Genomic DNA, 23,331 nt, shown 5'->3' on the forward strand with positions numbered 1-23,331 from the left:
TTTTTCTGATTAACGATGGTTGCGATTCATGAAGAGCAGCCGCTCGAAGAGCGCGACATCCTGTTCGTTCTTGAGCAGCGCGCCGTGCAGCGGCGGCACGATCTGCTTCTGATCGGACGAGCGCAGCGCTTCGGGCGGAATGTCTTCGGCGAGAAGCAGCTTGAGCCAGTCGAGCAGTTCGGACGTCGACGGCTTCTTCTTCAGTCCCGACACGCCGCGCAATTCGAAGAAGCTTTGCATCGCCGCGGCGAGCAGATCCTGCTTGATGTTGGGGAAATGCACTTCGACGATGGCCTTCATCGTCTCCGCGTCCGGGAAACGGATGTAGTGGAAGAAGCAGCGGCGCAGAAACGCGTCGGGCAACTCCTTCTCGTTATTCGACGTGATGATGACGAGCGGCCGGTGCTTCGCTTTCACGAGCTCGCGTGTCTCGTAGACGTAAAACTCCATGCGGTCGAGTTCGCGCAGCAAATCGTTCGGAAATTCGATGTCCGCCTTGTCGATCTCGTCGATGAGCAGCACGCTTTGCTGGTCCGAGTCGAACGCCTGCCACAGCACGCCCTTCACGATGTAATTGCGGATGTCCTTCACGCGTTCGTCGCCGAGCTGCGAATCGCGCAGGCGCGAGACGGCGTCGTATTCGTACAGGCCCTGCTGGGCTTTGGTCGTCGATTTGATGTGCCATTGCAGGAGCGGCATGTCGAGCGCGAGCGCGACTTCCTCCGCGAGCATGGTCTTGCCGGTGCCCGGTTCGCCCTTGATGAGCAGCGGCCGCTGCAGCGTCATCGCGGCGTTCACCGCGAGCTTGAGATCGTCGGTTGCGACGTACTGCGATGAGCCTTCGAAGCGCATGACGAAGATCCGGTTGGCAAAAAAATCCCAGTATAAGTCAGAAGACCTTTCGGCATTGAGGCCCGCCGGGTATCGTTTGAGCCGCGTTATCGGCGAGTCGCCGACGCGTGCCCGAAGTCGGGCGAAGCGTGCGCGCAAACGGGTTATCGCCGGTATAGGGACGAATTGTCGCAGGTGGAACACCCGCTTTTTCAGCCGATTCCCCTTGTCAGATGGGCTTCTGCGCGGTTCGCGTGTGGACGGAGGGTAGGTCGCGCGGTACAATTAGCGCGATTTTTTTGGCCTGCGTGGCGACAGACCTTGCAGCAGCAAACAGTCCCGAGAAGGTTGTATTGCGCTCGGCGCGGGCCGCGGCCTTGTGAGCGCCGGATTTCCCCTCAAGCCAGGTTAGAAGAGCTATGAACAATTTCGTCGGCAAATGTGCCGTGATTGCAGCGCTGTCCGGTCTCGCCGGCTTCGCGACCCAGGCGTCGGCCGACGTCGTCGGCAACGCGAAGGCCGCAGAGGGCAAGGTCGCGATGTGCATCGGCTGCCACGGCATCCCCGGCTATCGCACCGCGTACCCCGAAGTCTACGAAGTGCCGATGCTCGGCGGCCAGAACGCGCAGTACATCGCCAATGCGCTGCACGCCTACAAGAAGGGCGACCGTCATTTCGGCACGATGCACGCCATCGCGACGACGCTGTCGGATCAGGACATCGCCGACATCGCCGCGTACTATGCCGCGCAGACTCCCCAATCGAAGAACAATCCCGACAAGTGATCCGCGCGTGAGAACGCAAAGCGACAACGGGAAGGAGAATTCATGAAGCCGTCCAAGGCACTTCACACAAGCTTCAAGGCAGCATGCGCGGCAGCGGCGCTCATCGGCATGACGGCGTTCGGCCCCGCGCACGCGGCCGACGTGAGCAACGGCAAGGCGCTCTCCGACAGCCACAACTGCGCGGCCTGTCACGGCCCCGGCTTGAACAAACCGGTGAGCGGCGAGTATCCGCGTCTCGCGGGTCAGCATGCGACTTACATCTACTGGGCGCTGCGCCAGTATCAGATCGGCGGCAACAATCCGAATTTCGGGCGCAACAACGCCATCATGGCGGCGCAGGTGCAAAGCCTGTCGCAGAGCGATCTGAAGGATCTCGCGGCGTATATCGAATCGCTCGACGGCAGTCTCGTGCTGAAGAAGTAAGCGCGCGTTGCTCCGGCAGTTCGCAGCCAAACGAAACACCCCGCTCTGGAGCGGGGTGTTTTGCTTAGGCGGCGCGGTTTCGATGCTTAGTCGCGCGAGGCACGGCGTTCGATCAGCGCGAGATAGGCGTCGGTGTCGGGCGGCGTGCCGGAGCGCTGCGCCTCCCAGATCACTTGTCCGAGGCAATCCATGATCGCGTGCTGCGCGTCGTGCGGCGAGCCGAGGCGCGCGACCAGCCTGTCGTGCGCGCGACGAATGCCCGGCGGCTGATCGATCGAAAGTTGCTCGCTGATCGCGAGATGCATCGACAAATGCAGAAACGGATTGGTCTGGCCGCGATCGGGCGAGTAATCGGCTTCGTGCGATTCGGGGTTCACGAGCGCGTCATGATATTCGGGATGCTCGCCGATCCAGTCGGCCGCCATGCTTTCGAGCGGCGTCAGGATCTCGCCGGCGCGCTCCTTGCGCCACGTTTCGGTGAAGAACTGGCGAACTTCGTCGCGGCTAGGGTTGAACATAAGGTATTGATTCGATTGCGGGTTTCTGAACCTGCTATTGTAGACCGCGACGCGCCGGTCCTGCCCAAACCATCCTCATTCGACAGGCGCAGGCGTCTTCGGCCGATATTCGCAGAGCGGCTCGATCACGCAATGCCAGCATTCCGGCACGCGCGCCTTGCAGACGTAACGTCCATGCAGGATCAGCCAGTGATGCGCGTCCTGCAGGAATTCTTTCGGCGTGAACTTCTCCAGCGCGGTTTCGACGGCGCGCACGTCCTTGCCCGGCGCGAGCCCGGTGCGATTCGCGACGCGGAAGATGTGCGTATCGACGGCGATCGTCGGCTGCCCGAACGCCGTGTTCAGCACGACGCTCGCGGTCTTGCGCCCGACGCCCGGCAGCGCCTCCAGCGCCTCGCGGTTGTCCGGCACTTCGCCGCCGTGCTGGTCGACGAGCATGCGGCACGTCGCGATCACGTTCTTCGCCTTCGTGCGATACAGCCCGATCGTGCGGATGTACTCCGAGACGCGTTCCTCACCGAGCGCGAGCACCGCTGCCGGCGTGTTGGCGACGGGGAACATCTTGCGCATCGCCTTGTTCACGGAGACGTCGGTGGCTTGCGCGGAGAGCATCACGGCGATCAGCAGTTCGAACGGCGTGGTGTATTCGAGTTCGGTCTTCGGATGCGGGGTCAGGCTCTGCAACGTCTCGTAGATGGCGCGGCGCTTCGTGGCGTTCATGGTTCGATGTCCGTTCTTACGCGGGTTTGTCGCCTTTATCGGGATGGGACGCGTTTGCGTCGTCCGCGAGGCCGAGACGGCGGCGGCGCGCTTCGGCTTCGTCGATCTGCGCCTGCACCGCCGCGCTCACGTGATCCGTGTTTTTCGGACCCGCGCCGAGCTTCGTCATCTCTTCCTTCTTCTTGCGCGCGCGTTCGAGCGCGGCCTGAATGATCGCGCGCTTCTTCGCTTCCGGATCGTCGCTCGCGGGCTGCGTTTGCTCGGCTTTCTGCGCCGGCTGTCCAGGTTGGGCCGATTGAGCCGCTTGGGTCGATTGAGCCGCGCGCGCGGCCTGACGCGCGTTCGCCCGTGCTTCCGCCGCCGCGCGTTCGCGTTCGAGACGCGCGAGGCGCCGGTCGTGCCGGGCGCGCGCGGCATCGGCTTCGTCCTGACTCCAGGCATCCCAGCCGGTGCGCTCGCCGGTTACGGGCACCATCGCGATGCAATCGACCGGGCAGGGCGGCACGCACAGATCGCAGCCCGTGCACAGTTCGGCGATGACGGTATGCATCTGCTTCGCCGCGCCGACGATCGCATCGACCGGACACGCCTGCATGCACAGCGTGCAGCCGATGCATACGTTCTCGTCGATCACCGCGACGGGGCGCGCGCGTTCCACGCCATGCGTCGTATCGAGCGGAATATCGGGCTTGCCGAGCAGCGCAGCCAGACGCGCGACGCCTTGTGCGCCGCCCGGCGGGCACTGGTTGTAGTTCGCCTCGCCCGCGGCGATGGCCTCGGCGTAGGGCCGGCAGGCGGGATAGCCGCACTTGGTGCATTGCGTCTGCGGCAGCAGGTCTTCGATGCGCGCGGCGAGCGTCTTGGGAGAGATTGCGGTCACGAGGGATTGCGATGATGCCTTGGGGACTGTCGCAGCGTGGGCGAAGAACGTGGCTGTGATCACGCGGTGCGCTTCGAATTGCGAAGAAAACGCTTCGGCGTCCACGACGAACCAACACGCTGCCTGTTTGGTGCGCGTCCCGTTTAGTGGGCGCGCGCTCGGCTTTGTTCGACATTATCGCCGAAGTCGTCAACGGTCGTGTCGAATGGCTTTCAATCCTAATTGCCAATGTCCTTCGATGTGCGCATAATCAAAGCGCTTTTTCGTTTGACCGCAGGACGGAGTTTCCCAATAACCCTGGGCAGCGCCCGTTCACGTCATGTACCCCAACGCGGGCCGCGTGACGCTAATCCGGCAACGCGGCTCCCGAATCATGCCACCATGAATCAGCCGAAAATCAAAAGAGATCCTGAAGGCACCCGGCGCCGTATTTTGCTTGCTGCCGCAGAAGAGTTTGCGGCCGGAGGCTTGTTCGGCGCCCGCGTCGATCAAATTGCGCGCCGGGCGGAGACCAATGAACGCATGCTCTATTACTACTTCGGTAGCAAGGAGCAGTTATTCACCGCCGTGCTCGAACATGCGCTTTCCGCGCTCGTCGATGCCGAACGCACGCTCGAACTCGACGGTGTCGCGCCAATCGAAGCGATGACACGTCTGGCGCATTTCGTCTGGGATTACTACCGGGATCATCCAGAGTTGCTGCGCCTCATCAATAACGAGAATTTGCACGAGGCGAGATATATCAAAGGATCGAATCGGATACGCGAACTCATTTCGCCGATCGTCACGACGCTCACGGCCATTCTCGATCGTGGCCAGAAAGCAGGATTATTTCGCACCGACGTCGATCCGCTCAAGTTCTACATCATCCTGTCGGGGCTCGGCTATTACATCGTCTCGAACCGCTTCACGCTGGAGGCGACTTTCGGGCTCGATTTCAGCGAGCAGACACAGCGCGAGCAGATCGTGCGGATGAATACCGAGTTGCTGCTTGCGTTCCTGACGCGCCGCTGATTCAGCGCGCTCGCGCACGGGACGTCCCAAGAAAAACGTCGCGCCTTTTGCAAGGCGCGACGTTTTTGTTTGCCGCTATGGAATCGGTCCCGGCGCGTTCGCGCTTACGCGGGCACCGCTTCGGTCTTCGGCGTCTTGTCGTGTTCGAGAATGAACTCGCGCAATTGCGGATACACCATCGTGCGCCAGCGGCGGCCCGAGAAGATGCCGTAGTGGCCGGCTTTTTCCGCCGTGAAATGGCGCTTGTGCTTCGCCGGAATGCCGGTGCAGAGATCGTGCGCGGCGCGCGTCTGACCGCTGCCGGAGATGTCGTCGAGCTCGCCTTCGATCGTGAAGAGCGCGGTGTGCTTGATGTCTTCCGGACGCACGAGTTCGTCGTTGACTTCCCACGTGCCTTCGGCGAGCCGGAATTCCTGGAACACGATGCGGATCGTTTCGAGGTAGTACTCGGCTGCCATGTCGAGCACGGCGTTGTATTCGTCGTAGAAACGGCGATGTTGCTCGGCGTCGTCATCGTCGCCGCGCAGCAGATTTTGATAGAAGTCCCAATGGGCCGTGAGATGGCGCTCAGGATTCATCGCGACGAAGCCGGCGTGCTGCAGGAAGCCCGGATAGACCTTGCGTCCCACGCCGGGATAATTCGCCGGCACCGTGTAGATGACGTTGTTCTCGAACCACTCATACGAGTGCTCGTTCGCGAGCGAGTTGACGGAAGTCGGGCTGCGGCGCGCGTCGATCGGGCCGCCCATCATCGTCATCGTGCGCGGGGTGTCTTCGCCACGGCTCGCCATCAGCGAAATGGCCGCAAGCACCGGCACGGTCGGCTGACACACCGAGATCACGTGAAGATCCTTCGCGCCGATGTGACGGATGAACTCCTGGATGTATTCGACGTAGTCGTCCAGATGGAACGGACCGTTCTCGGTCGGAACCATGCGTGCGTCGATCCAGTCGGTGATGTACACCTTGTGGTCCTGCAGGAGCGTCTTCACCGTGTCGCGCAGAAGCGTCGAATGGTGGCCAGAGAGCGGCGCGCACACGAGCACGATCGGCTCGTTCTTCAGTTTGGTGACGGTGGCGCTGTCGTCCGCGAAGCGCTTGAAGCGCAGCAGGCGGCAGAACGGCTTCTCGACGACCGTCTGCTCGACGATCGGAATGTTGTGACCGTCCTTGACGATCTGATGAAGTTCGAACTCCGGCTTTTCATAGTCCTTGCCGAGCCGGTAAAGCAGCTCGTAACCCGCGGCGAGTCGGCTCGAACCAGGAACGTAGGCGAGCGGACTGGCCGGGTTGACAAACGACTTCGATGCTGCCTGGGCCCATGCTGTGAGGGGAGACAGCATGGCGCGTTGGAATTCGTGAATTTGATAGAGCATGGTTGCCCCAGTAACTCCGGTGGAAACCGGTACGCCCGTTGATCCCGGCAAAGTTCCGGCGATGAACTTCAACGGCATTCGATGATCCCCGGCGGCGCGGCGGGCTGTCGCCTTGCTGCCGGGGCACGTTCTTACCTGCGATGTTTCCGCGTGCCTGTCGTGTGCCACCTGCGCGTTATCGACTCAGGCCGGATCGGCCTTGAGTCGCGGCAATATTTTCCGCGCATTAAACATTCAATTCAACCGGTCGGTTTAAATTGCCTGTCTAGAAACAACACATTCTTCGATCTTACTTTTTGTGCGTTGCAGCAATATTACCGTTAAAACGCCTGTTTCGCCAAACAAAACAGAGATTTAAGTCTTTCCTGCATCTGCGTCGACGGCGTCGTGGGCTTCCGTTTCGGCATGATTTTCCGAACCGGACGGCTGGCCGACCGCCTTCGCCATCTCCTCCTCGTGTCGTATCAGGTTCATCCCGGTGTGCACCAAAGCCACGTGGGTGAAGGCCTGCGGGAAATTCCCGACCATCCGCTTCGCCACCGTGTCGTACTCCTCGGCCAGCAGCCCGACGTCGTTCGCGAGACCGACGAGGCGCTCGAACATCTGGTGCGCATCGTCGATGCGGCCCTGAAGCGCCAGATTGTCGACCAGCCAGAAGCTACAAGCTAAAAATGTGCCTTCCCCGGGCGGCAGTCCGTCCGCGACTTCGGCGGTGTGATAACGCTTGACCAGTCCATCGTGCGTCAAATCGGTCTCGATCGCATGTACGGTTCCGGTCACTCGCGGATCTTTTGGCGGCAAAAATCCGAGCAACGGGATGAGCAGCAGGCTCGCGTCGAGCGCATCGCTGCCGTATGCCTGCGTGAAGGAGTTGAGTTCCGGATTCCAGCTCTTCTTCAACACCTCGGCGCGGATGCGCGCGCGCATCTCGCGCCAGTGGTCGATCGGACCAGGCAGCTCGAACGTTTCCGCCGATTTGATCGCGCGGTCGTATGCGACCCACGCCATCACCTTCGAGAACGTGAAGTGTTGCTTTCCGCCGCGCACTTCCCAGATACCTTCGTCGGGTTGCTCCCAGATCGTGTCGAGGTGTTGCAGCATGGCGCACTGAATGGACCACGCGGTTTCGTCGCTCTGCAGGCCGCCAACGCGCGCGAGGTGCAGCGCGTTCATCACTTCGCCGTAGACGTCGAGCTGCAACTGATCGACCGCGCCATTGCCGACGCGCACCGGCGCCGCGCCCTCGTAGCCCGGCAGCCACGGGACCTCCCATTCGGGCAGGCGGCGCTCGCCCGCGATGCCGTACATGATCTGAATCTGCGACGGCGACCCCGCCATCACGCGGCCTAGCCACGCCCGCCATGCGCGGGCTTCGTCGTAGTAGCCGCCGCGCATCATCGCGAGCAGCGTGATGGTCGCATCGCGCAGCCAGCAGTAGCGGTAATCCCAGTTGCGCGTGCCGCCGAGTTGCTCCGGGAGCGAGGTCGTCGGCGCGGCGACGATGCCGCCCGTCGGCTCATACGCGAGCGCCTTGAGCGTGATGAGCGAGCGGCGGATCGCGCTCGCCCAGCGGCCGTTGAGCTTGCTTTGCCCGGACCACTCGCGCCAGTGGTTTTCGGTGCGCGCGAGTTGCGTATGCGGGTCCGACGCGTGCGGCAAACGCAGATGCGACTGCGAGTAGCACAGCGAGAAGGGCACGCGCTCACCCGCGTTCACATCGAAGCAGGCGGTCGTGTGCATGTTCTCGCCGACGAGATCGACGGGCGTGCGCAGCACCGCGAGATCCGGTCCGGCGATCGCGCGGATGCCGCTGTCGTCGGGCAGGCGGCTGACCCAGGGCACGGCCGAGCCGTAATCGAAGCGCAGCACGAGTTCCATCTTCATGCGCACCGTGCCGCGACGGCCGATCACGATGCGCACCAATTCTGAATGGCCGTTGCGCGAAGGCATGAAATCAACGATGGTCACGGCCCCTTGCGGCGTCTCGAAATCGGTTTCGAGGACCAGCGTGTCTTCGCGATAGCGGCGCGTGATGACGGGCGACTCGCCGTCGGGCATGTCTGGCGCGATGAGCCATCGGCCGTGCTCGGGCGTGCCGAGCAGCGCGGCGAAGCAAGCGCCGGAGTCGAAGCGCGGCCAACAGAGCCAATCGACGGAGCCGTAGCGGGAAATGAGGGCTGCGGTGTGGCCGTCGCCGACCATCGCATAGTCTTCGATCAGTGCTGGCATAAGCGAACATCTTCCTGCTGGCGGCGCAGGCCGAATTGAAACGCGCCGCGGGTTGAGCAACAGATTCGGGACGAGCGCGCGCCCGGGCGAAGCGCGGCGTCGTCGTCACTAAGGCGACGCACGCCACGCATGCTTTCTGGCCGCATTCTGCCGCAATCGTTCGCGATGAGCAGAAAACCGGGCCGCGCGCAATCGACGCACGACGGCCAGTGCAACGGCGGCCGCGTCGCGTTGGCGGAAAAGCACTAGCGAACCGCCGATCGCGCCGTTGAAAAATTATTCGACTGATGTTTAGATTAAAGTTTCCTGAAAGGCATCAGCGCTTGCATCGGCCCGTTGTTCGCGGCGCTGAAACTTTGTCACCTTTCATTTGTCTTTCAGCATGTTCCCGGTCGTCTCGCGCGCGGGCCATGCAGTCGCTTCGCGCCGCGTCCCTTCCGGTTTTCAACGTAGCGTTTCGAGGAACAGAATCCCATGCTCTATCCGTCGAAAGCTGACTGCATCGCCGTACTTTCCGCCGCGAGCCGCGTGTCGGACGCCGAAATGCTCCTCGCGCTCGATCACAAACGTCTCGGCCTGTCTCGCAATGCGATGGAAACCGCCGCCGTGTTTCTCACCGAGCGCGGCTGTTTCAACCGCTACACCTTCGGCGCGGCTGGCGTATCGGTCGGTGCGCTGTCGCTCCAGGGACGCCTGCGTCTCGATCAACTCGCGAACGGCTGACTCAACCTGGATCACCGGCGCGGCCCGTCCGCGTGTTCTCCTTTCGTGACACTTTGCGCACGCACGCGGTTCGGCCCGCGCGCGTGCGCTCGCGCATCCGTGTGCATGCGCGGAACCGCCGACGCGATCCGGCGTCACACGACAGTCGCGCGCCCGTCAGAAATGGGCCGATCCCATCCCGAACAGGCCGATCAGCCCGATCACGATCAGATAGATCGCCACGATGAAGTTCAGCAACCGCGGCATGATGAGAATGAGGATCCCGGCGATCAGGGAGATCAGCGGGCCGAGGCCTAGGTGAATAGTCATCGCGGCAACTCCTGTTGTTGGTTCGAATCGTGTCGGTTGGCCCGTCGTGCGAGGTGTATCTTTTGGAGCGGAAATTGCTCCCGCCTTGGGCCTTGCGATGTTGGCGTATTCGCGCGTCGCCCCGATAACAAGCAACAAAGAGACGATGAGGAGGTTTCATGCACCCGAGCCATCCCTGCGGCGCGAATCCGCTGATGCCCGTCTTGCAAGACGCGCGCCCGATGCACGTCAGACCCATCGCGTGGGCTAAAAGTGTCGCGCTCATGCTGTCGCTGGCGGCGGCGCAGGCTTTCGCGCAGACGGCCGCCACGCCCGCGACGGCAGGCACGGCGAGCGATGCGGCCACCGCGCGAGCGGCCAGCGGCGAAGTCTACGATCTGCTCATCGGCACCTATACGGGCGGCGGCAAGAGCGAAGGCATCTATGTCTATCGCTTCGACACGGGCAGCGGCGAGTTGGCACGCGTCGCGTCGGCGCAGACGGTAAACCCGTCGTATCTCGTCGTGAGCCGCGACCGTAATTACGTGTACGCAGTGAACGAATTGCCCGGCGACAACGGCCCGGCGACGCAACGCGGTGGCGTGAGCGCCTTTCGCTTCGATCGCGCGAGCGGCCAGTTGAGCTTTCTCAATCGCGTTTCGTCGGACGGCAACGATCCGTGTTATCTCTCCATCTCGCCCGACGGCAAATATCTGCTTACCGCCAACTATTCCGTCGCGTCCAATCCGGGCGGCAGCTTCGCGGTCTTTCCGCTTTCCGCCGATGGCCACGTGGGCAGTTCGGTGCTGACGGTGCATCACGAAGGCGGCGGACCGGTGAAGGGAAGGCAGGACAATTCGCATGTCCACTCGACCGTGTTCTCGCCCGACGGCAAGTATCTCTTCGCGCAGGATCTCGGCGTGGACAAGGTATTCGCGTATCGATACACGCCCGATCCGTCCGCATCGAGCCGCGGCCTCTTCGGTCCGACCGAAGCGCGTTACACGCCGATCAAGCCGGGCTCCGGGCCGCGTCATCTGATCTTCGACGCAAGCGGCAAACACGCTTATCTGACGACTGAGTTGAGTGCATCGGTGCTCGTGTTCGATTATCGCGACGGCAACCTTACGCAAGTCCAGAGCGCATCGATCATCGCGCCGGGCTTCAGAGGCAAGATCGGCGGCGGCGCGATCCATCTCTCGCCGGACGGCCGGTTCCTGTACGTTACCAATCGCGGCGACGCGAACGAGCTCGTGCAGTTCGCGATCGATCCGGCGAACGGCCGTCTGAAGTTCGTCAAGCGCTATCCGACGCTCGGCAAGACGCCGCGCGAATTCGCGATCGATCCGACCGGGCGCTGGCTCGTCGTCGGCAATCAGGAGAGCGACAGCGCGTATTTCTTCCGCCGCAATCCGCAAACGGGCGAGCTTGCTTCGGACCCGAAGCGGCTGTCGATCGGCTCGCCAGTCGATTTCAAGTTCGTTTCGCCGTTGTAAACCGTTGATTGCGGCGACCGGACCTGGCGACAAGCGATGTGATTACAAGCGCGACTGGATGTCGTCGGCGTGCCAGCGCGTGATGCGCGTCGCGCACGACGGCTCGTGGCGCGGCGCGGGCAAACACTGGACCGAAGCGAACGGAAACGAAGACATCCCGTCCGCGTTCGCCTTTCCGGATTCGCATCACAATTTCGAACCTATCGGCGGCTATGCGCGCCAGTGGTACACGTTCCCCGTGCTCGGCAGCTTGCAGGCGGGCGGCGGATTCTTCGTCGGCGTCACAGCGCGCAGCGACGTCGCGCATTACCTGCCGTTGCCGCTCGCGCTGCCGATCGGCTCGATCCGCTACCGGCGCGCGTCGGTCATGGCGACGATCATCCCGCGCATTCCCGGTCTCGATGACGGCGACGTCGCGTTCTTCTGGGGGCGCTACGAGTTCTAGTACGATGCTTCTTTCGAGGCGCCTCTCTTTCGCGCTCGACTGAAAGGTGTACTGAGAAAATCGAAAGGCAATAGCAGGGAAGCAAGATTGAACACGACTCACACATTCGATGCCCGCGAGCATCCGACCAGGCGCGACGAGCCGGCGCCGCCGGGATTCATCAGCGCGTTCAGCTTCGCCCGCGGCGAGGCGCTGCGGCTCACATGGAACGAGGCGCGCGAAGCGGTCGCGGGCGATGGCCCGACGACGTGGCTGCATCTGTCCGGCAACGACGACGCCGTCGAGCGCTGGCTCAATGGCGTCGCGTCGATGCCCGATGTCGCGCGCGAGTTCCTTAACGGCGAGGACACGCGTCCGCGCGTGCATGTCGGAGCGAACTTCGTGTATGGCGTCGTCGCGGATCTGGAACTCGTCGCGAAGACGCCGGATGTCGCCGCGTCTGCCGCGCCCGCCGCGCCCGCCGCGCCTGACGCGCGCGAGGCCAACCGCGCGACCAGCGCGCTGCGCTTTTACGTCGACCGGCATCGCATGATCACCGTGCGCGCGCGGCCGCTGCAATCGACCGACCGGCTGCGTCACGCCGTGCTCAAAGGCGCGATGTTCCGCGATGCCGTCGATCTTTTCGCGGGGCTCATCCGCGCGCTGAACGAGACCTTCGCGGATCGCATCGACGACATCGGCGATTGTCTCGACGATGTCGAGGAAAGCGTGCTCGAAGGCGGCCATTCGAAATGCCGCCCGATGTTGGGCGAGGCCAGGCGGCGCATCGTGGAGGTCAAGCGCTTCATCGACCCCGAGCGCAACGCGCTGATGCAACTCGTCGTGCGCAAACTCGAATGGGCCGAACCGCGCTCGATGGAATCGCTCGTGCAGGCGATTCAGGTCGTGAACGGATTGGGCGGCGGCCTCGAAGGACTATACGAACGCTCGAAGCTGTTGCAGGACGAAATCGCCGCGGCGCTTTCGGAGGACATCAACCGCAAGCTGCTGTGGCTCGCGATCATGTCCGCGTTGCTGCTGCCCGCGACGCTCGTCACCGGCGTGTTCGGCATGAACGTGGCGGGCCTGCCGGGTACGAAGGACCCGTCGTCGTTCTGGATCGTGATGGGCGTGATGGCGGGCTGCGCCGCCATCACGATCTTTCTGTTGCGCCGCTTGCGGCTCTGGTGACGCTCGTTCGGCCGCTTTCGGCCGCTCATTCGTCCGCTTATTCGACCGGGCCGGGCGGCGCGAGCACTTCGCGGTTGCCGTTGCTGCCCATCGGCGAGACGAGGCCGGCCGCTTCCATCTGCTCGACGAGCCGCGCCGCGCGGTTATAGCCGATGCGCAATTGCCGCTGCACCGACGAAATCGAAGCGCGCCGCGTGCGCACGACGAAAGCGACCGCTTCGTCGTAGAGCGGATCGGCTTCCGCATCGGGCGAGTCGCCGAAAAGGTCCTGCGTGCCGCCTTCGGGCGTCGGTCCGGAGAGAATGCCTTCCTCGTACTCCGGCTCGCCGAACTGCTTCAGATGCTCGACCACGCGATGCACTTCCTCGTCCGCGACGAACGCGCCGTGCACGCGCTGCGGATAGCCGGTGCCGGGCGGCAGGAACAGCATGTCGCCCGCGCCGAGCAGCGATTCCGCGCCCATCTGGTCGAGAATCGTGCGCGAATCGATCTTGGACGACACCTGAAACGCCACGCGCGTCGGAATGTTTGCCTTGATGAGCCCGGTGATCACGTCGACCGATGGCCGCTGCGTCGCGAGAATCAGGTGGATGCCGGCCGCGCGCGCCTTTTGCGCGAGACGCGCGATCAGTTGCTCGATCTGCTTGCCCGCGACCATCATCAGATCGGCGAGTTCGTCGATGACCACGACGATGAGCGGCAGCTTGGCGAGCGGCTCGGGTGCATCGGGCGTGAGCGAGAACGGGTTCGTGAGCTTCTTGCCGGCGGCTTCCGTGTTGCGGATTTTCTGATTGAAGCCCTGGAGATTACGCACGCCGACCGCCGACATCAGCCGGTAGCGCTTCTCCATTTCGCCGACGCACCAGTTGAGCGCGTTCGACGCGAGCTTCATGTCGGTGACGACCGGCGCGAGCAGATGCGGAATGCCTTCGTAGACGGAAAGCTCCAGCATCTTCGGGTCGATCATGATGAGGCGCACGTCCTCCGGCTTCGCCTTGTAGAGCAGCGAGAGGATCATCGCGTTGATGGCGACCGACTTGCCCGAGCCCGTCGTGCCCGCGACGAGCATGTGCGGCGCCTTGGCGAGATCCGTTACGACCGGATTGCCGACGATGTCCTTGCCCATCGCGATGGTCAGATTCGACTTCGAGTTGCGATACACGTCGTCGTCGAGGATCTCGGACAGCCGGATCATCTGGCGCTTCGCGTTCGGCAGTTCGAGGCCCATGCAGGTCTTGCCGGGAATCGTCTCGACGACGCGAATCGACGTGAGGCCGAGACCGCGCGAAAGATCCTTCATCAATCCGACGATCTGACTGCCGCGCACGCCGAGCGCGGGGTCGACCTCAAAGCGCGTGATGACCGGACCGGCCGACGCGCCGACGACCGTCACCGGCACCTTGAATTCCTGAAGGCGCTGCTCGATCAGCAGGCCGGTTTCGCTCAGACGCTCCTCGGATACCGGTTCGACCTCGTCGGACGCGGGTTCGAGCAGATCGAGCGTCGGTAATTCCACCGACGATGCGTGCGGCGCGTGGAACTCGAATTCCGTTGGCGCACAGCCGCGTACCGGCGTGCGCGGTTCGGGCGGGGAGGGTGGCGTCGCGACCGGTTGACTCGCGGCCGGCGCGGCCGGCGCGTCGATGGGCGGCGGCGGAGCGGCCGGCACGGCGGCGATGCCCGGAAAGCGCACGATGTTCGACGGCGACGCGAACTCGCCGCCCGCCACCTGGCGTTCGTCGATCGTCGGTTCTTCATCTTCCACGGGCGCCTCGTCCGGTTCGTCGACGACGCGCAGCAGCGGCGGGGCAGGGGGCTCGCGGTGGTCTTCGACGGGCGCGGGCGCGTCCAGCCACGGCGGCGTTTGCGCGAGTTCGCGCAGATCCGGCACCGGTTCCGGCTGCCGTGCCACATCCTCGGGTTCTGCCGTCACGTTCGCAAACGGCGGCGGCGGTTCGGATGGCAACTCGATTTGCGCCGGTTCTTGCGGCGGGCTTTCTTCGACTTCCTCTTCGCTCACATCGATTGCCGGCGGCGTGACAGGCTCGACAGCCGCGACCTCGGGAATCGACGGCTCCGGCAGACGCATTTCGAAAAGCGGCGGCGGCTCGACGAGCGCGGGCGCAATGACGTGCGCGTCGATCAGAGGCGGCGCGATGTGCTCTTCGATTTCCTGCACCTCGACAGACGGCGATACTTCAGGCGCAGTTTCAACAATGCGCGCGACGGGCGTCGCCAACTCCGATACTTCGGCGCTCGGCTGGACGTCGGGCTGCGCGGCTCGCGCCATCGCCACATGCCCGCGCGCGAGACTCGCGCCGGCCAGCGACGTCCACATCGCGGTCTTCTCTTCGATGGAGCGCAGCGTCGCCTGAATGGTGCCGGGCGCGGGCGGCGGCGCTGGCGGCCCGAGCGGTGTGGCCGGACGCGAGAACGCGGGCGCGGCGAGCGGCGCGGGCGCGAACTCACGCGTTGCGGCGACCGCGGCCGGGCGCGCGGGAGGACGGCTCGCGCCCTGCGACGCTTGCGGCAAAGGCGGCCGGCGGGGCGCGCCCACGCTCGCGGCGACGGACGCGCTCGCCATTGCCGACGATCGTTGCGCGGACATCGATGTCGACGGACCGCGCGGACGATCCATGCGAGGCGCGGGCGTCGGCGGCGTCTGAATGCGCGGCGTGTCGACGGCGACGGATGCGCGCAGGCCCGAACCCGAAGGCTCGAACGCGGACGCCTGTCGCGGCGCAAACGGCGCGCGCTCCTCGCGATTCGCCAGCGCCGCCGACGGATTTAACCAGCCCGACGGCGCGACCGGCTCCGTATGCGTGACCGGACGCGCGACGCCGGCTGCCTCGAATGCGGGGCGTTTTGCATACGCTTCGGCGGTGGCGACGGCGCTCGCGGCGGCGGCCACGGTGCGGCTGGCAGCGCTCCTGCCGATCGGAGCGGGACGCCACGCGGTTGGCCGCTGATAACGAGTGCCGCGTTGGCCGGTCGGCAGACCGAGCGTCGGCTCGTCGGACGACGTGCGCGACGTCGGCGCATCGAATCGCTCGGCCCGATGGGCGCGTTCCTGCGAGTCGCGTGCGGCTTTCGCGCGGGCGCGCCGCTCGAACCAGTTCGGCGATTTGTCGCGCGACTTCTCGCGGCTGGGCGAATTCGGCCGCGGTTCGCTTTCGCGCGGCGTGAGCCAGCTTTGCGGCAGGCCGAAGCCGAACGCTTCGTCCGCCCATGCGAGCACCGAACGCCAGCTGAATTCGATCAGCCAGGGCAGAAAGATCGCGAGCACGATCGCCGCGATCGCGATCGCGCCCGCGCCGGTCAGATGCGCGGGCCCGCTCAGCGCAGCGGCGAGCGCGCGCCCGCCGCGATTGACGTTCGCCTGCGTTTCGAGCGAGTTTGCGAGCGCGCCTTCGAGCGTGCTGCTCGCGAGCAGCACGGCGACGAAACCGATCCAGAGGCGGATCGTGCCGGGGCCGCGCACGCCTGCGCCGCCGGGCAGCACCTGTTTGACGATGCGCCAGAAGAGCGGAAGGAACCAGACGACCGATGCACCGAACCAGCCGAGAACTACCATGTGCATGCTTGAGCTTGAATCAATGTTGGGTGAAACGAATGAGACTGCTGCCCGAACGCGCCGATTTCGGCTTCCGGCCGGGCGCTTCGATCGAGCAGTTTAACGGGTGCCGCGCGCGCACGACGACCCTGCCGCAAGTACGCAACACATCACTTCGCGCGCGGCGCGAAGGTGAGCACCTGGCCGTCGTTGAGCGTCAGTTGCAGCGCTTGCGGCGGATTCATCTGCACGCCGCTTTTCGCGATATGCGCAAGCGCGTCGAGATACGGCCGCTCAAGCGCCGCGCCGGCGCCCGATACGCATGCCATGCGCGTGCCGGCGAGCGGACCGAAAGTGAGCTTGCCGTCCTTCAGGTCGTAAGCGCCGGCGAAGCGGTTGCAGCCCGAGAAACCGCTCGCCTGGCGACGGCCGCTCGCGGTCGAGAAGTCGAGCGTAAGCGGCTGCGCGTTGTTCGGGCCCGCGTGCGGCAGAGCGCGCGGCTGGCCGCTCGCATCGGTCCAGTTCGTGAGCTCCCATTGCGTATCGTCGAGCAATTGCGTGGCGGCGGGGCTATAGGGATCGGTGGGCGGGGCGCTTGCATCGGTGTGCTTCGGCATTGCGCAGCCAGCCACGACGCTCGCCGCGACAACGAGCGCGCACGCGCGGGAGACCAGCGAAAGTGCATTCTTGCGACGCGACAGCGGATTTGACGATGAGCGCGGCGAATGAAAATCAGACGCGCGAGAAAGGGGCGTGGGCATCGATGATCCTGAAGCTGGCGAAAGCGTAAGGGTATCGCACGCGTCCTGTGATTTGTCTAGCGCCGCGATGCAACAAAATGATCGGCGGCGTTCTGCCGGGGCTGTCATCGATCTTGTCATCGATTGGCAACGCGCCGGGAATTTCAGTGCGCATTCGCATGTCAATACCGCGTGTGACGACGCTGTCAATAGGCCGAATGGCAAAGTGTCGCCTTTGGCGCTGCGTGTTAACATCGCGCCCAAATCCGCCTCTTTGCGCCTCGTTGACCTCATCACCCGATTCTGGAGCACTCATGCAGACCGATCCACTTCGCGCTGGCGCCACGCGCATCGGCACGCCGCTTTCCCCCAATGCCACGCGCGTGATGCTGCTCGGCGCGGGCGAGCTCGGCAAGGAAGTGATCATCGCGTTGCAGCGGCTCGGCGTAGAAGTGATCGCGGTGGACCGGTACGCGAATGCGCCGGGGCACCAGGTCGCGCACCGCGCACACGTGATCGACATGACCGACGCCGCCGCGCTGCGCGCGCTCGTCGAGCAGGAGCAGCCGCATCTGATCGTGCCGGAGATCGAGGCGATCGCGACCGAGGCGCTCGCCGATATCGAGGCAGCCGGGCTCGCGACCGTCATCCCGACGGCGCGCGCCACGCAACTCACAATGAATCGCGAGGGCATCCGGCGCCTCGCCGCCGAGGAACTGGGCTTGCCGACCTCGCCCTATGCATTCGCGCAATCGCTCGATGAAATGAAGGCGGCGATCGCGAAGATCGGTTTTCCGTGCGTGGTGAAGCCCGTGATGTCGTCGTCGGGCAAGGGGCAATCGGTGCTCAGGAACGACGCCGACGTCGAGCCCGCGTGGAACTACGCCTTGGCGGGCGGGCGCGTGAATCGCGGGCGCGTGATCGTCGAGGGCTTCATCGACTTCGAATACGAGATCACGCAACTCACCGTGCGTGCGGCGGACCCCGCGAGCGGCGAGACGCAAACCTATTTCTGCGATCCGATCGGCCACGTTCAGGTCGCGGGCGACTACGTCGAATCGTGGCAGCCGCAGCCGATGAGCCCGGCCGCGCTCGCGAAATCGCGCGATGTCGCCGCGAAGGTGGTAACGGCGCTCGGCGGACGCGGACTCTTCGGCGTCGAACTCTTCGTGCGCGGCGACGACGTCTGGTTCTCGGAAGTAAGCCCCCGTCCGCACGACACCGGCCTCGTCACGCTCGCGACGCAGCGCTTCTCCGAGTTCGAACTGCACGCGCGCGCGATTCTCGGCTTGCCCGTCGATACCGCTTTGCGCGCGCCCGGCGCGTCGGCGGTGATCTACGGCGGGCTGGAGGAGGCGGGCATCGCGTTCGAGGGCGTCGCCGAAGCGCTCGCCGTGCCCGGCGCGGATCTGCGGCTTTTCGGCAAGCCGGAAAGTTTCATGAAGCGCCGCATGGGCGTAGCGCTCGCGACGGGCGCCGATACCGGCGAAGCGCGTGAACGAGCGAAGCTCGCGGCGACGAAGGTGAGGCCGGTTTCGGCCAGATGACCGGCGCGCGGGCGCTGGCGGGAGCGAGAAAGTGAAATGGAAAGTGATGGCCGCGCTCGTCGTGGCGTCCCTCGGGCTTTCGGGCTGCGGACTTGCCGCGGCGCCATGCCGCGTCGCGTCGGCGGGGCTGAAGATCGTGCCGCTGGTCGGCCATGTCGCGGCCGCGCCGACCGACGCATGCGCCGCCGTGATCGACCCGTGAGCGTCGCCGCTCGCATCCACATCGAATACATGGCGAATCGAATGATGAAGAAATCCACCGCGTTCATATTCACGTCGCTCGTCGCGCAGGCGGCGTTCGCCATGCCGCTCACCGTGCCGCAGATCCAGACCGCGTCGACGCAGACCACCCGCTACGACTGCAAGGACGGCAAAAGCGTCTCCGTTCAATACACGAACACGCGCAACCATCAGAGCTTCGCGGCGCTGACCGTCGACGGGCGCAAGCTGCTGTTCGTCAACGTGATCGCGGGATCGGGCGCGAAATACGTCGCTGATCAGTACACGTGGTGGACCAAGGGTCCGCAGGCCAATCTATACGATGAGATGGCCGCGAAGGATTCGTCGCCGCTGCTCGCGGACTGCGAGGCGCGTAAGAAGTAGGCGCGCAAGAAGTAGGCGCGCGGCACGCCGCCGCACGGCCCGGCTGCGCTTTCGCTCCGCCGGGGCGCTTTGGCGCGCGGTGCTACAATGTGCGGCTTTCCGGCTGTGAAAAGCGCGGCCGGACTGAATTCGGATTTCCGGCATTGCGGTCAGTGCCGGCTTGAGCGGGCACACACGGGCGTCGAGCACGCCACCGCTTCAGAAAATCGCGCGATGCCGCGTGCCTTGAAGGCGTCATCGAAGCCGTGTTCCATCAGAACGCGGGCTCGCGAAAGAAACGAGCAAATGAGCGGGCGCGTGAGGCTCGATTGACCGGCCGCCGCGTCCCGCGCGCGCACTTTGCGCCTGATTCATGGGCCCGACTCATGCGCCGCGTGCGCCAACCAAACCCATCCGCGTAAGCAACCGATCGCGACGATCGACCGAAACGACCGAACGATTTTTTACGCGCGCCGCGTCGAGCGGCATTTTAGCGAAAGCAAATAAAGTCACCATGTCCGATTCCGTCGCCACGAACACGTCCACCGCACCGACCGTCGAGCCGACGTTCGACCAGTTCGGTTTGTCCGCCGACATCCTGAAAGCGGTGCGCGAGTCCGGCTACACGACGCCCACGCCGATTCAGGCCCAGGCGATTCCTGTGGTCCTCGCGGGGCGCGATGTCATGGGCGCCGCGCAGACCGGCACCGGCAAGACCGCGAGTTTCTCGCTGCCGATCATTCAGCGCCTCTTGCCGAACGCGAGCACGAGCGCCTCGCCCGCGCGCCATCCGGTGCGCGCGCTGATGCTCACGCCGACGCGCGAACTCGCCGACCAGGTCGCCGCCAACGTCCAGACCTACTCGAAGCACACGCCGCTGCGCAGCACGGTCGTGTTCGGTGGCGTCGACATGAATCCGCAGTCCGAGGCACTGCGCCGCGGCGTCGAAATTCTCATCGCGACGCCGGGCCGCCTGCTCGATCACGTGCAGCAAAAAACGGTGAATCTCGGCCAGGTGCAGATGCTCGTGCTCGACGAAGCCGACCGCATGCTGGACATGGGCTTTCTGCCCGATCTCCAGCGCATCCTGAATTTGCTGCCGAAGGAACGTCAGACGCTGCTGTTCTCGGCGACGTTCTCGCCGGAAATCAAGAAGCTCGCGGCCACGTATCTGCGCGATCCGCAGACGATCGAAGTCGCGCGCAGCAATTCGACGGCCACCAACGTGCGCCAGATCGTCTTCGAGGTGCACGAGAGCGACAAGTCCAGCGCGGTTGCGCAGCTCATTCGCGAGCGCCAGTTGAAGCAGGTGATCGTTTTCTGCAACAGCAAGATCGGCGCGAGCCGGCTCGCGCGCGTGCTCGAACGTGACGGCATCGTCGCGACGGCGATTCACGGCGACCGTACGCAGGGCGAGCGCATGCAGGCGCTCGACGCGTTCAAGCGCGGCGAGATCGAGGCGCTCGTCGCCACCGACGTCGCCGCGCGCGGCCTCGATATCGCTGAATTGCCGGCGGTCATCAACTTCGATCTGCCGTTCAGCGCGGAAGATTACGTGCACCGCATTGGCCGGACCGGGCGCGCGGGTGCGTCGGGCGACGCGTTGTCGCTGTGCAGCCCGAACGAGCGCAAGCAACTTGCCGATATCGAAAAGCTAATCAAGCGCCCGCTCGAAGTCGAGACGCTCGAAGTGAAGATGCCCGCGCGCCGCGACGGATCGGCGCCGCGCCGTGACGAGCGCTTTGGTCGCGCCGAGCGCACCGAGCATCGTCATACGCCGCGCGACGAGCCGGGTTCGCGCCGCCGCACGACGGGTCCGCACGATCGCCCGCACGACCGCCCGCGCGGTCGCCAACAGCCCGTCGACGAATTTTTCCTGAAGCCGTACGAGCCGTCGCCTTCGGCGATGAAGCGTCAGGAGGAAGCGGTCGAGCCTGAGCGCAAGAGCACGCCGAAGCAGCCGCTCGCGGCATTGCTCGGCGGTCTGGGGATGCCGCGCAAGTCGTCGTGATCTTCGTTGAGCTTTAAGTCGAAAAGGCAGCCCGTGTGGCTGCCTTTTTTGCGCCTAGCGCGCGAAGCGCTTCGCCCACTCGGCCGTCGCGGCGCTGTAGAAAGTTTCCAGCGATTCGCCCGGCGCCTCGATGCCCAGATGCCGCGCCGCCTCGACGAGCGCGTCGAGCGGCGCATTTCGATCGAGCGCCGCCGCGCCCGTCTGCTTGCTCAGTTTTTCGCCGATGTCGTTGCTGACCACAGGCACGTGCAGATAATCCGGCGTCGGTACGCCGAGGCAGTGCTGCAGATAGATTTGCCGCGCGGTCGAATCGAGCAGGTCTGCGCCGCGCGCGACATGCGTGATGCCGGCGTCGGCATCGTCGACGACGACCGCGAGTTGATAGGCCCACAGGCCATCGGCGCGTTTCAACGCGAAATCGCCGACTTCGGTCGCGAGATCCTGCGTCTGTATGCCTTGCCAGCGATCGACGAACGTGACGACCGCCGCAGCGCCGTCCGGCACGCGCAATCGCCACGCGCGCGCGGATTTGCCGTGCAGACCGTCGCGACACGTTCCCGGATAAGCGAGCGTTGCATGGCGTGCATGCGCGCTCAAAAGCGAATCAGCGATCTCGCGCCGCGTGCAGCCGCACGGATAGATGAGGCCCGTCGCCCGAAGTCGCTCGAACGCGGCCGCGTAGGCCGCGCCGCGCGCGCTTTGCCAAACCGGCGGCTCGTCTGAATGCATGCCGAAGTGTTCGAGCGTCGCGAGGATTTCATCGGCGGCGCCGGGCACGGTGCGCGGCGCGTCGACATCCTCGATGCGCACGGTCCAGCTTCCGCCGTGCGCGCGCGCATCGAGATAACTCGCGAGCGCGCTGACGAGCGACCCGGCGTGCAGCGGCCCGGTGGGTGAGGGCGCGAAGCGGCCGCGATAGGTCATCGAAACAGGCTTATGCCGTCTGGCCGACCTTCGCGCCGGGATGGCATGCCGGGCACGTCTCGCCCGGCTTGTAGAACGGAGACTGCTGATCTACGGCCGGCACCACCGCGCGGCAGCCGAAACACTGCGCGGTCGCGGTCGGTTGCAGAGCCGGATCGAGCGCGGTGCGGTAATCGAACACGAAGCATTCGCCGTTGTAATGCGCGCCGCCGACTTCCTCGAAGTACTTCAGAATGCCGCCTTCGAGCTGATAAACGTGCTCGATGCCGACTTCCTTCATGTGAATCGCGGCCTTCTCGCAGCGAATCCCGCCGGTGCAGAACGACACGACTGTCTTGCCGTCGAGATCCGAGCGATTCTGCTCGATCACTTCCGGAAACTCGCTGAATTTCGCGATGCGGTAGTCGAGCGCATTGTCGAACGTGCCGACATCGATTTCGAACGCGTTGCGCGTGTCGAGCATCACGACAGGGCGGCCTTCGTCGTCATGGCCGCGGTCGAGCCAGGCTTTCAGCGTGGGCGCGTCCACCGACGGCGCGCGGCCGAGTTCCGGCCTGATCGCGGGCTTCTTCATGGTGATGATTTCGCGCTTGAGTTTCACCAGCATGCGGCGAAACGGCTGCGTTGCGGAAATGCTTTCCTTGAATTGCAGATCGGCGAAACGGCCGCCGAAGAGCGCGTCCGTGCGGATGTAATCGATGAATTCGCGAACTTCGGCGATCGGCCCGGCGATGAAAAGGTTGATGCCCTCCGGCGCCAGCAGAATCGTGCCCTTCAAGCCGAGCGCGTTGCAGCGTTCGGTGACGAGCGGCCGCCACGCGGGGCCGTCTTCGATGGTGACGAATTTGTAGGCGGAGAGATTCAGAATGCTCATGATTGGTTGACGCGCAAAACGGCTGTAACAGGTAAAAAATGCGGACAAAAATCGTGCGCGAAACACGTATTATCCCGCAAACGACGCCGGGCTTTGCCGGATTCGATCCGCATTGTCGGGAAGGCTTGCGCGTGCGCAATTTCGGGCATGCGCGCGGGCCTTGTCCGTTCGGCCAACGCGTGTCGCCACAGCCGTTTTCGCG

24 protein-coding genes are annotated in these 23,331 nt (G+C 64.5%); 11 read left to right on the top strand and 13 right to left on the bottom strand.

The genetic code is table 11. From position 1 onward, the window contains the following. Positions 1-9: 9 nt before the first annotated feature. Complete coding sequence (locus AWB82_RS21270) at positions 10-852, bottom strand: AAA family ATPase (RefSeq protein WP_086970731.1); 843 nt, start codon at positions 850-852, stop codon at positions 10-12. 398 nt (positions 853-1,250) lie between these two features. On the opposite strand from AWB82_RS21270, the gene AWB82_RS21275 reads away from it, so the two are divergent. Together AWB82_RS21275 and AWB82_RS21280 are read left to right on the top strand one after the other, a co-directional pair. Further along, complete coding sequence (locus AWB82_RS21275) at positions 1,251-1,616, top strand: c-type cytochrome (protein ID WP_086970733.1); 366 nt, start codon at positions 1,251-1,253, stop codon at positions 1,614-1,616. 42 nt (positions 1,617-1,658) lie between these two features. Further along, positions 1,659-2,039 (top strand): c-type cytochrome, encoded by a 381-nt coding sequence (locus tag AWB82_RS21280; protein ID WP_086970735.1) that lies wholly within the window; start codon positions 1,659-1,661, stop codon positions 2,037-2,039. A gap of 86 nt (positions 2,040-2,125) precedes the next feature. Here AWB82_RS21280 and AWB82_RS21285 read toward each other — a convergent pair whose 3' ends face one another. The 3 genes from AWB82_RS21285 to rsxB form a co-directional block, all read right to left on the bottom strand. After that, positions 2,126-2,557, bottom strand: a complete 432-nt coding sequence (locus tag AWB82_RS21285) for a DUF1841 family protein (RefSeq protein WP_062255411.1) — start codon at positions 2,555-2,557, stop codon at positions 2,126-2,128. Positions 2,558-2,632: 75 nt separating this feature from the next. Further along, positions 2,633-3,277: an endonuclease III gene (gene nth, locus AWB82_RS21290; RefSeq protein ID WP_086970737.1), complete on the bottom strand. Its 645-nt coding sequence runs from the start codon at positions 3,275-3,277 to the stop codon at positions 2,633-2,635. A 16-nt stretch (positions 3,278-3,293) separates the two neighbouring features. After that, on the bottom strand, positions 3,294-4,148 hold the full coding sequence (rsxB, locus tag AWB82_RS21295; RefSeq protein WP_407643028.1) for an electron transport complex subunit RsxB: 855 nt from the start codon (positions 4,146-4,148) through the stop codon (positions 3,294-3,296). Between the two features lie 390 nt (positions 4,149-4,538). Here rsxB and AWB82_RS21300 point away from each other — a divergent pair, with 390 nt between their 5' ends. After that, positions 4,539-5,171: a TetR/AcrR family transcriptional regulator gene (locus AWB82_RS21300; RefSeq protein WP_086970739.1), complete on the top strand. Its 633-nt coding sequence runs from the start codon at positions 4,539-4,541 to the stop codon at positions 5,169-5,171. A 104-nt stretch (positions 5,172-5,275) separates the two neighbouring features. On the opposite strand, the gene AWB82_RS21305 is transcribed toward AWB82_RS21300, so the two are convergent. Both AWB82_RS21305 and AWB82_RS21310 read right to left on the bottom strand, forming a co-directional pair. Then, the gene (locus tag AWB82_RS21305; RefSeq protein ID WP_086970741.1) at positions 5,276-6,547 is read right to left on the bottom strand and encodes a polyhydroxyalkanoate depolymerase; all 1,272 of its coding nucleotides are present in this window, start codon (positions 6,545-6,547) and stop codon (positions 5,276-5,278) included. 354 nt (positions 6,548-6,901) lie between these two features. Continuing rightward, positions 6,902-8,776, bottom strand: coding sequence for a glycoside hydrolase family 15 protein (locus AWB82_RS21310; protein WP_086970742.1), 1,875 nt, complete (start codon positions 8,774-8,776; stop codon positions 6,902-6,904). A 474-nt stretch (positions 8,777-9,250) separates the two neighbouring features. Between AWB82_RS21310 and AWB82_RS21315 the strand changes: the two genes are divergently transcribed. Then, a complete protein-coding gene (locus AWB82_RS21315; RefSeq protein ID WP_086970744.1) occupies positions 9,251-9,499 on the top strand; it encodes a hypothetical protein in 249 nt (82 codons plus the stop codon). A 156-nt stretch (positions 9,500-9,655) separates the two neighbouring features. Here AWB82_RS21315 and AWB82_RS21320 read toward each other — a convergent pair whose 3' ends face one another. Next, positions 9,656-9,808, bottom strand: coding sequence for a DUF3096 domain-containing protein (locus AWB82_RS21320; protein WP_086970746.1), 153 nt, complete (start codon positions 9,806-9,808; stop codon positions 9,656-9,658). Positions 9,809-9,966: 158 nt separating this feature from the next. Between AWB82_RS21320 and AWB82_RS21325 the strand changes: the two genes are divergently transcribed. The 3 genes from AWB82_RS21325 (at position 9,967) to AWB82_RS21335 (ending at position 12,898) form a co-directional block, all read left to right on the top strand. Beyond that, complete coding sequence (locus AWB82_RS21325; RefSeq protein WP_086970748.1) at positions 9,967-11,283, top strand: lactonase family protein; 1,317 nt, start codon at positions 9,967-9,969, stop codon at positions 11,281-11,283. Between the two features lie 58 nt (positions 11,284-11,341). Continuing rightward, positions 11,342-11,728 (top strand): hypothetical protein, encoded by a 387-nt coding sequence (locus AWB82_RS21330; protein ID WP_086970750.1) that lies wholly within the window; start codon positions 11,342-11,344, stop codon positions 11,726-11,728. A gap of 87 nt (positions 11,729-11,815) precedes the next feature. Then, a complete protein-coding gene (locus AWB82_RS21335; RefSeq protein WP_086970752.1) occupies positions 11,816-12,898 on the top strand; it encodes a transporter in 1,083 nt (360 codons plus the stop codon). Between the two features lie 37 nt (positions 12,899-12,935). Here the strand turns inward: AWB82_RS21335 and AWB82_RS21340 are convergent, their stop codons facing one another. The 3 genes from AWB82_RS21340 to AWB82_RS21350 form a co-directional block, all read right to left on the bottom strand. Then, on the bottom strand, positions 12,936-16,472 hold the full coding sequence (locus tag AWB82_RS21340) for a DNA translocase FtsK (RefSeq protein WP_086970754.1): 3,537 nt from the start codon (positions 16,470-16,472) through the stop codon (positions 12,936-12,938). Between the two features lie 149 nt (positions 16,473-16,621). Beyond that, complete coding sequence (locus tag AWB82_RS21345; RefSeq protein WP_086970756.1) at positions 16,622-17,212, bottom strand: META domain-containing protein; 591 nt, start codon at positions 17,210-17,212, stop codon at positions 16,622-16,624. After that, positions 17,184-17,507 carry a hypothetical protein gene (locus AWB82_RS21350; RefSeq protein ID WP_086970758.1) on the bottom strand — a complete coding sequence of 108 codons (324 nt, stop codon included), beginning with the start codon at positions 17,505-17,507 and terminating at the stop codon, positions 17,184-17,186. Before AWB82_RS21350 ends, AWB82_RS21345 begins: the two co-directional genes overlap by 29 nt. On the opposite strand from AWB82_RS21350, the gene purT reads away from it, so the two are divergent. The 3 genes from purT to AWB82_RS21360 are packed head-to-tail and all read left to right on the top strand — an operon-like array spanning position 17,506 to position 19,341. Further along, positions 17,506-18,738: a formate-dependent phosphoribosylglycinamide formyltransferase gene (gene purT / locus AWB82_RS21355; RefSeq protein ID WP_086970760.1), complete on the top strand. Its 1,233-nt coding sequence runs from the start codon at positions 17,506-17,508 to the stop codon at positions 18,736-18,738. The two genes, AWB82_RS21350 and purT, sit on opposite strands and share 2 nt — an antisense overlap. 46 nt (positions 18,739-18,784) lie before the next feature. Beyond that, positions 18,785-18,940 (top strand): DUF6726 family protein, encoded by a 156-nt coding sequence (locus tag AWB82_RS37220; protein ID WP_143756802.1) that lies wholly within the window; start codon positions 18,785-18,787, stop codon positions 18,938-18,940. A gap of 44 nt (positions 18,941-18,984) precedes the next feature. Beyond that, the gene (locus tag AWB82_RS21360; protein WP_086970832.1) at positions 18,985-19,341 is read left to right on the top strand and encodes an MliC family protein; all 357 of its coding nucleotides are present in this window, start codon (positions 18,985-18,987) and stop codon (positions 19,339-19,341) included. 363 nt (positions 19,342-19,704) lie between these two features. Here the strand turns inward: AWB82_RS21360 and AWB82_RS38860 are convergent, their stop codons facing one another. Next, positions 19,705-19,836 (bottom strand): hypothetical protein, encoded by a 132-nt coding sequence (locus tag AWB82_RS38860; protein ID WP_268811037.1) that lies wholly within the window; start codon positions 19,834-19,836, stop codon positions 19,705-19,707. Here AWB82_RS38860 and AWB82_RS21365 point away from each other — a divergent pair. After that, the gene (locus AWB82_RS21365) at positions 19,835-21,331 is read left to right on the top strand and encodes a DEAD/DEAH box helicase (protein ID WP_086970763.1); all 1,497 of its coding nucleotides are present in this window, start codon (positions 19,835-19,837) and stop codon (positions 21,329-21,331) included. The two genes, AWB82_RS38860 and AWB82_RS21365, sit on opposite strands and share 2 nt — an antisense overlap. Before the next feature lie 54 nt (positions 21,332-21,385). Here AWB82_RS21365 and gluQRS read toward each other — a convergent pair whose 3' ends face one another. After that, positions 21,386-22,255: a tRNA glutamyl-Q(34) synthetase GluQRS gene (gene gluQRS / locus AWB82_RS21370; protein ID WP_086970764.1), complete on the bottom strand. Its 870-nt coding sequence runs from the start codon at positions 22,253-22,255 to the stop codon at positions 21,386-21,388. 10 nt (positions 22,256-22,265) lie between these two features. Further along, on the bottom strand, positions 22,266-23,129 hold the full coding sequence (locus AWB82_RS21375) for a sulfurtransferase (protein WP_086970766.1): 864 nt from the start codon (positions 23,127-23,129) through the stop codon (positions 22,266-22,268). Positions 23,130-23,331 lie beyond the last annotated feature (202 nt).

Origin of the sequence: Caballeronia glebae (assembly GCF_001545035.1) — a bacterium.
In the GTDB taxonomy this organism is placed as follows: domain Bacteria; phylum Pseudomonadota; class Gammaproteobacteria; order Burkholderiales; family Burkholderiaceae; genus Caballeronia; species Caballeronia glebae.

Excerpts from the sequence above, each read along its gene's own strand:
- AWB82_RS21270 (WP_086970731.1), bottom strand. The coding sequence starts at position 852 with ATGCGCTTCGAAGGCTCATCGCAGTACGTCGCAACCGACGATCTCAAG.
- AWB82_RS21275 (WP_086970733.1), top strand. The coding sequence starts at position 1,251 with ATGAACAATTTCGTCGGCAAATGTGCCGTGATTGCAGCGCTGTCCGGT.
- AWB82_RS21280 (WP_086970735.1), top strand. The coding sequence starts at position 1,659 with ATGAAGCCGTCCAAGGCACTTCACACAAGCTTCAAGGCAGCATGCGCG.
- AWB82_RS21285 (WP_062255411.1), bottom strand. The coding sequence starts at position 2,557 with ATGTTCAACCCTAGCCGCGACGAAGTTCGCCAGTTCTTCACCGAAACG.
- nth (WP_086970737.1), bottom strand. The coding sequence starts at position 3,277 with ATGAACGCCACGAAGCGCCGCGCCATCTACGAGACGTTGCAGAGCCTG.
- AWB82_RS21300 (WP_086970739.1), top strand. The coding sequence starts at position 4,539 with ATGAATCAGCCGAAAATCAAAAGAGATCCTGAAGGCACCCGGCGCCGT.
- AWB82_RS21305 (WP_086970741.1), bottom strand. The coding sequence starts at position 6,547 with ATGCTCTATCAAATTCACGAATTCCAACGCGCCATGCTGTCTCCCCTC.
- AWB82_RS21310 (WP_086970742.1), bottom strand. The coding sequence starts at position 8,776 with ATGCCAGCACTGATCGAAGACTATGCGATGGTCGGCGACGGCCACACC.
- AWB82_RS21315 (WP_086970744.1), top strand. The coding sequence starts at position 9,251 with ATGCTCTATCCGTCGAAAGCTGACTGCATCGCCGTACTTTCCGCCGCG.
- AWB82_RS21320 (WP_086970746.1), bottom strand. The coding sequence starts at position 9,808 with ATGACTATTCACCTAGGCCTCGGCCCGCTGATCTCCCTGATCGCCGGG.
- AWB82_RS21325 (WP_086970748.1), top strand. The coding sequence starts at position 9,967 with ATGCACCCGAGCCATCCCTGCGGCGCGAATCCGCTGATGCCCGTCTTG.
- AWB82_RS21330 (WP_086970750.1), top strand. The coding sequence starts at position 11,342 with ATGTCGTCGGCGTGCCAGCGCGTGATGCGCGTCGCGCACGACGGCTCG.
- AWB82_RS21340 (WP_086970754.1), bottom strand. The coding sequence starts at position 16,472 with ATGGTAGTTCTCGGCTGGTTCGGTGCATCGGTCGTCTGGTTCCTTCCG.
- AWB82_RS21345 (WP_086970756.1), bottom strand. The coding sequence starts at position 17,212 with ATGCCCACGCCCCTTTCTCGCGCGTCTGATTTTCATTCGCCGCGCTCA.
- purT (WP_086970760.1), top strand. The coding sequence starts at position 17,506 with ATGCAGACCGATCCACTTCGCGCTGGCGCCACGCGCATCGGCACGCCG.
- AWB82_RS21350 (WP_086970758.1), bottom strand. The coding sequence starts at position 17,507 with ATGAGTGCTCCAGAATCGGGTGATGAGGTCAACGAGGCGCAAAGAGGC.
- AWB82_RS37220 (WP_143756802.1), top strand. The coding sequence starts at position 18,785 with ATGGCCGCGCTCGTCGTGGCGTCCCTCGGGCTTTCGGGCTGCGGACTT.
- AWB82_RS21360 (WP_086970832.1), top strand. The coding sequence starts at position 18,985 with ATGAAGAAATCCACCGCGTTCATATTCACGTCGCTCGTCGCGCAGGCG.
- AWB82_RS21365 (WP_086970763.1), top strand. The coding sequence starts at position 19,835 with ATGTCCGATTCCGTCGCCACGAACACGTCCACCGCACCGACCGTCGAG.
- AWB82_RS38860 (WP_268811037.1), bottom strand. The coding sequence starts at position 19,836 with ATGGTGACTTTATTTGCTTTCGCTAAAATGCCGCTCGACGCGGCGCGC.
- gluQRS (WP_086970764.1), bottom strand. The coding sequence starts at position 22,255 with ATGACCTATCGCGGCCGCTTCGCGCCCTCACCCACCGGGCCGCTGCAC.
- AWB82_RS21375 (WP_086970766.1), bottom strand. The coding sequence starts at position 23,129 with ATGAGCATTCTGAATCTCTCCGCCTACAAATTCGTCACCATCGAAGAC.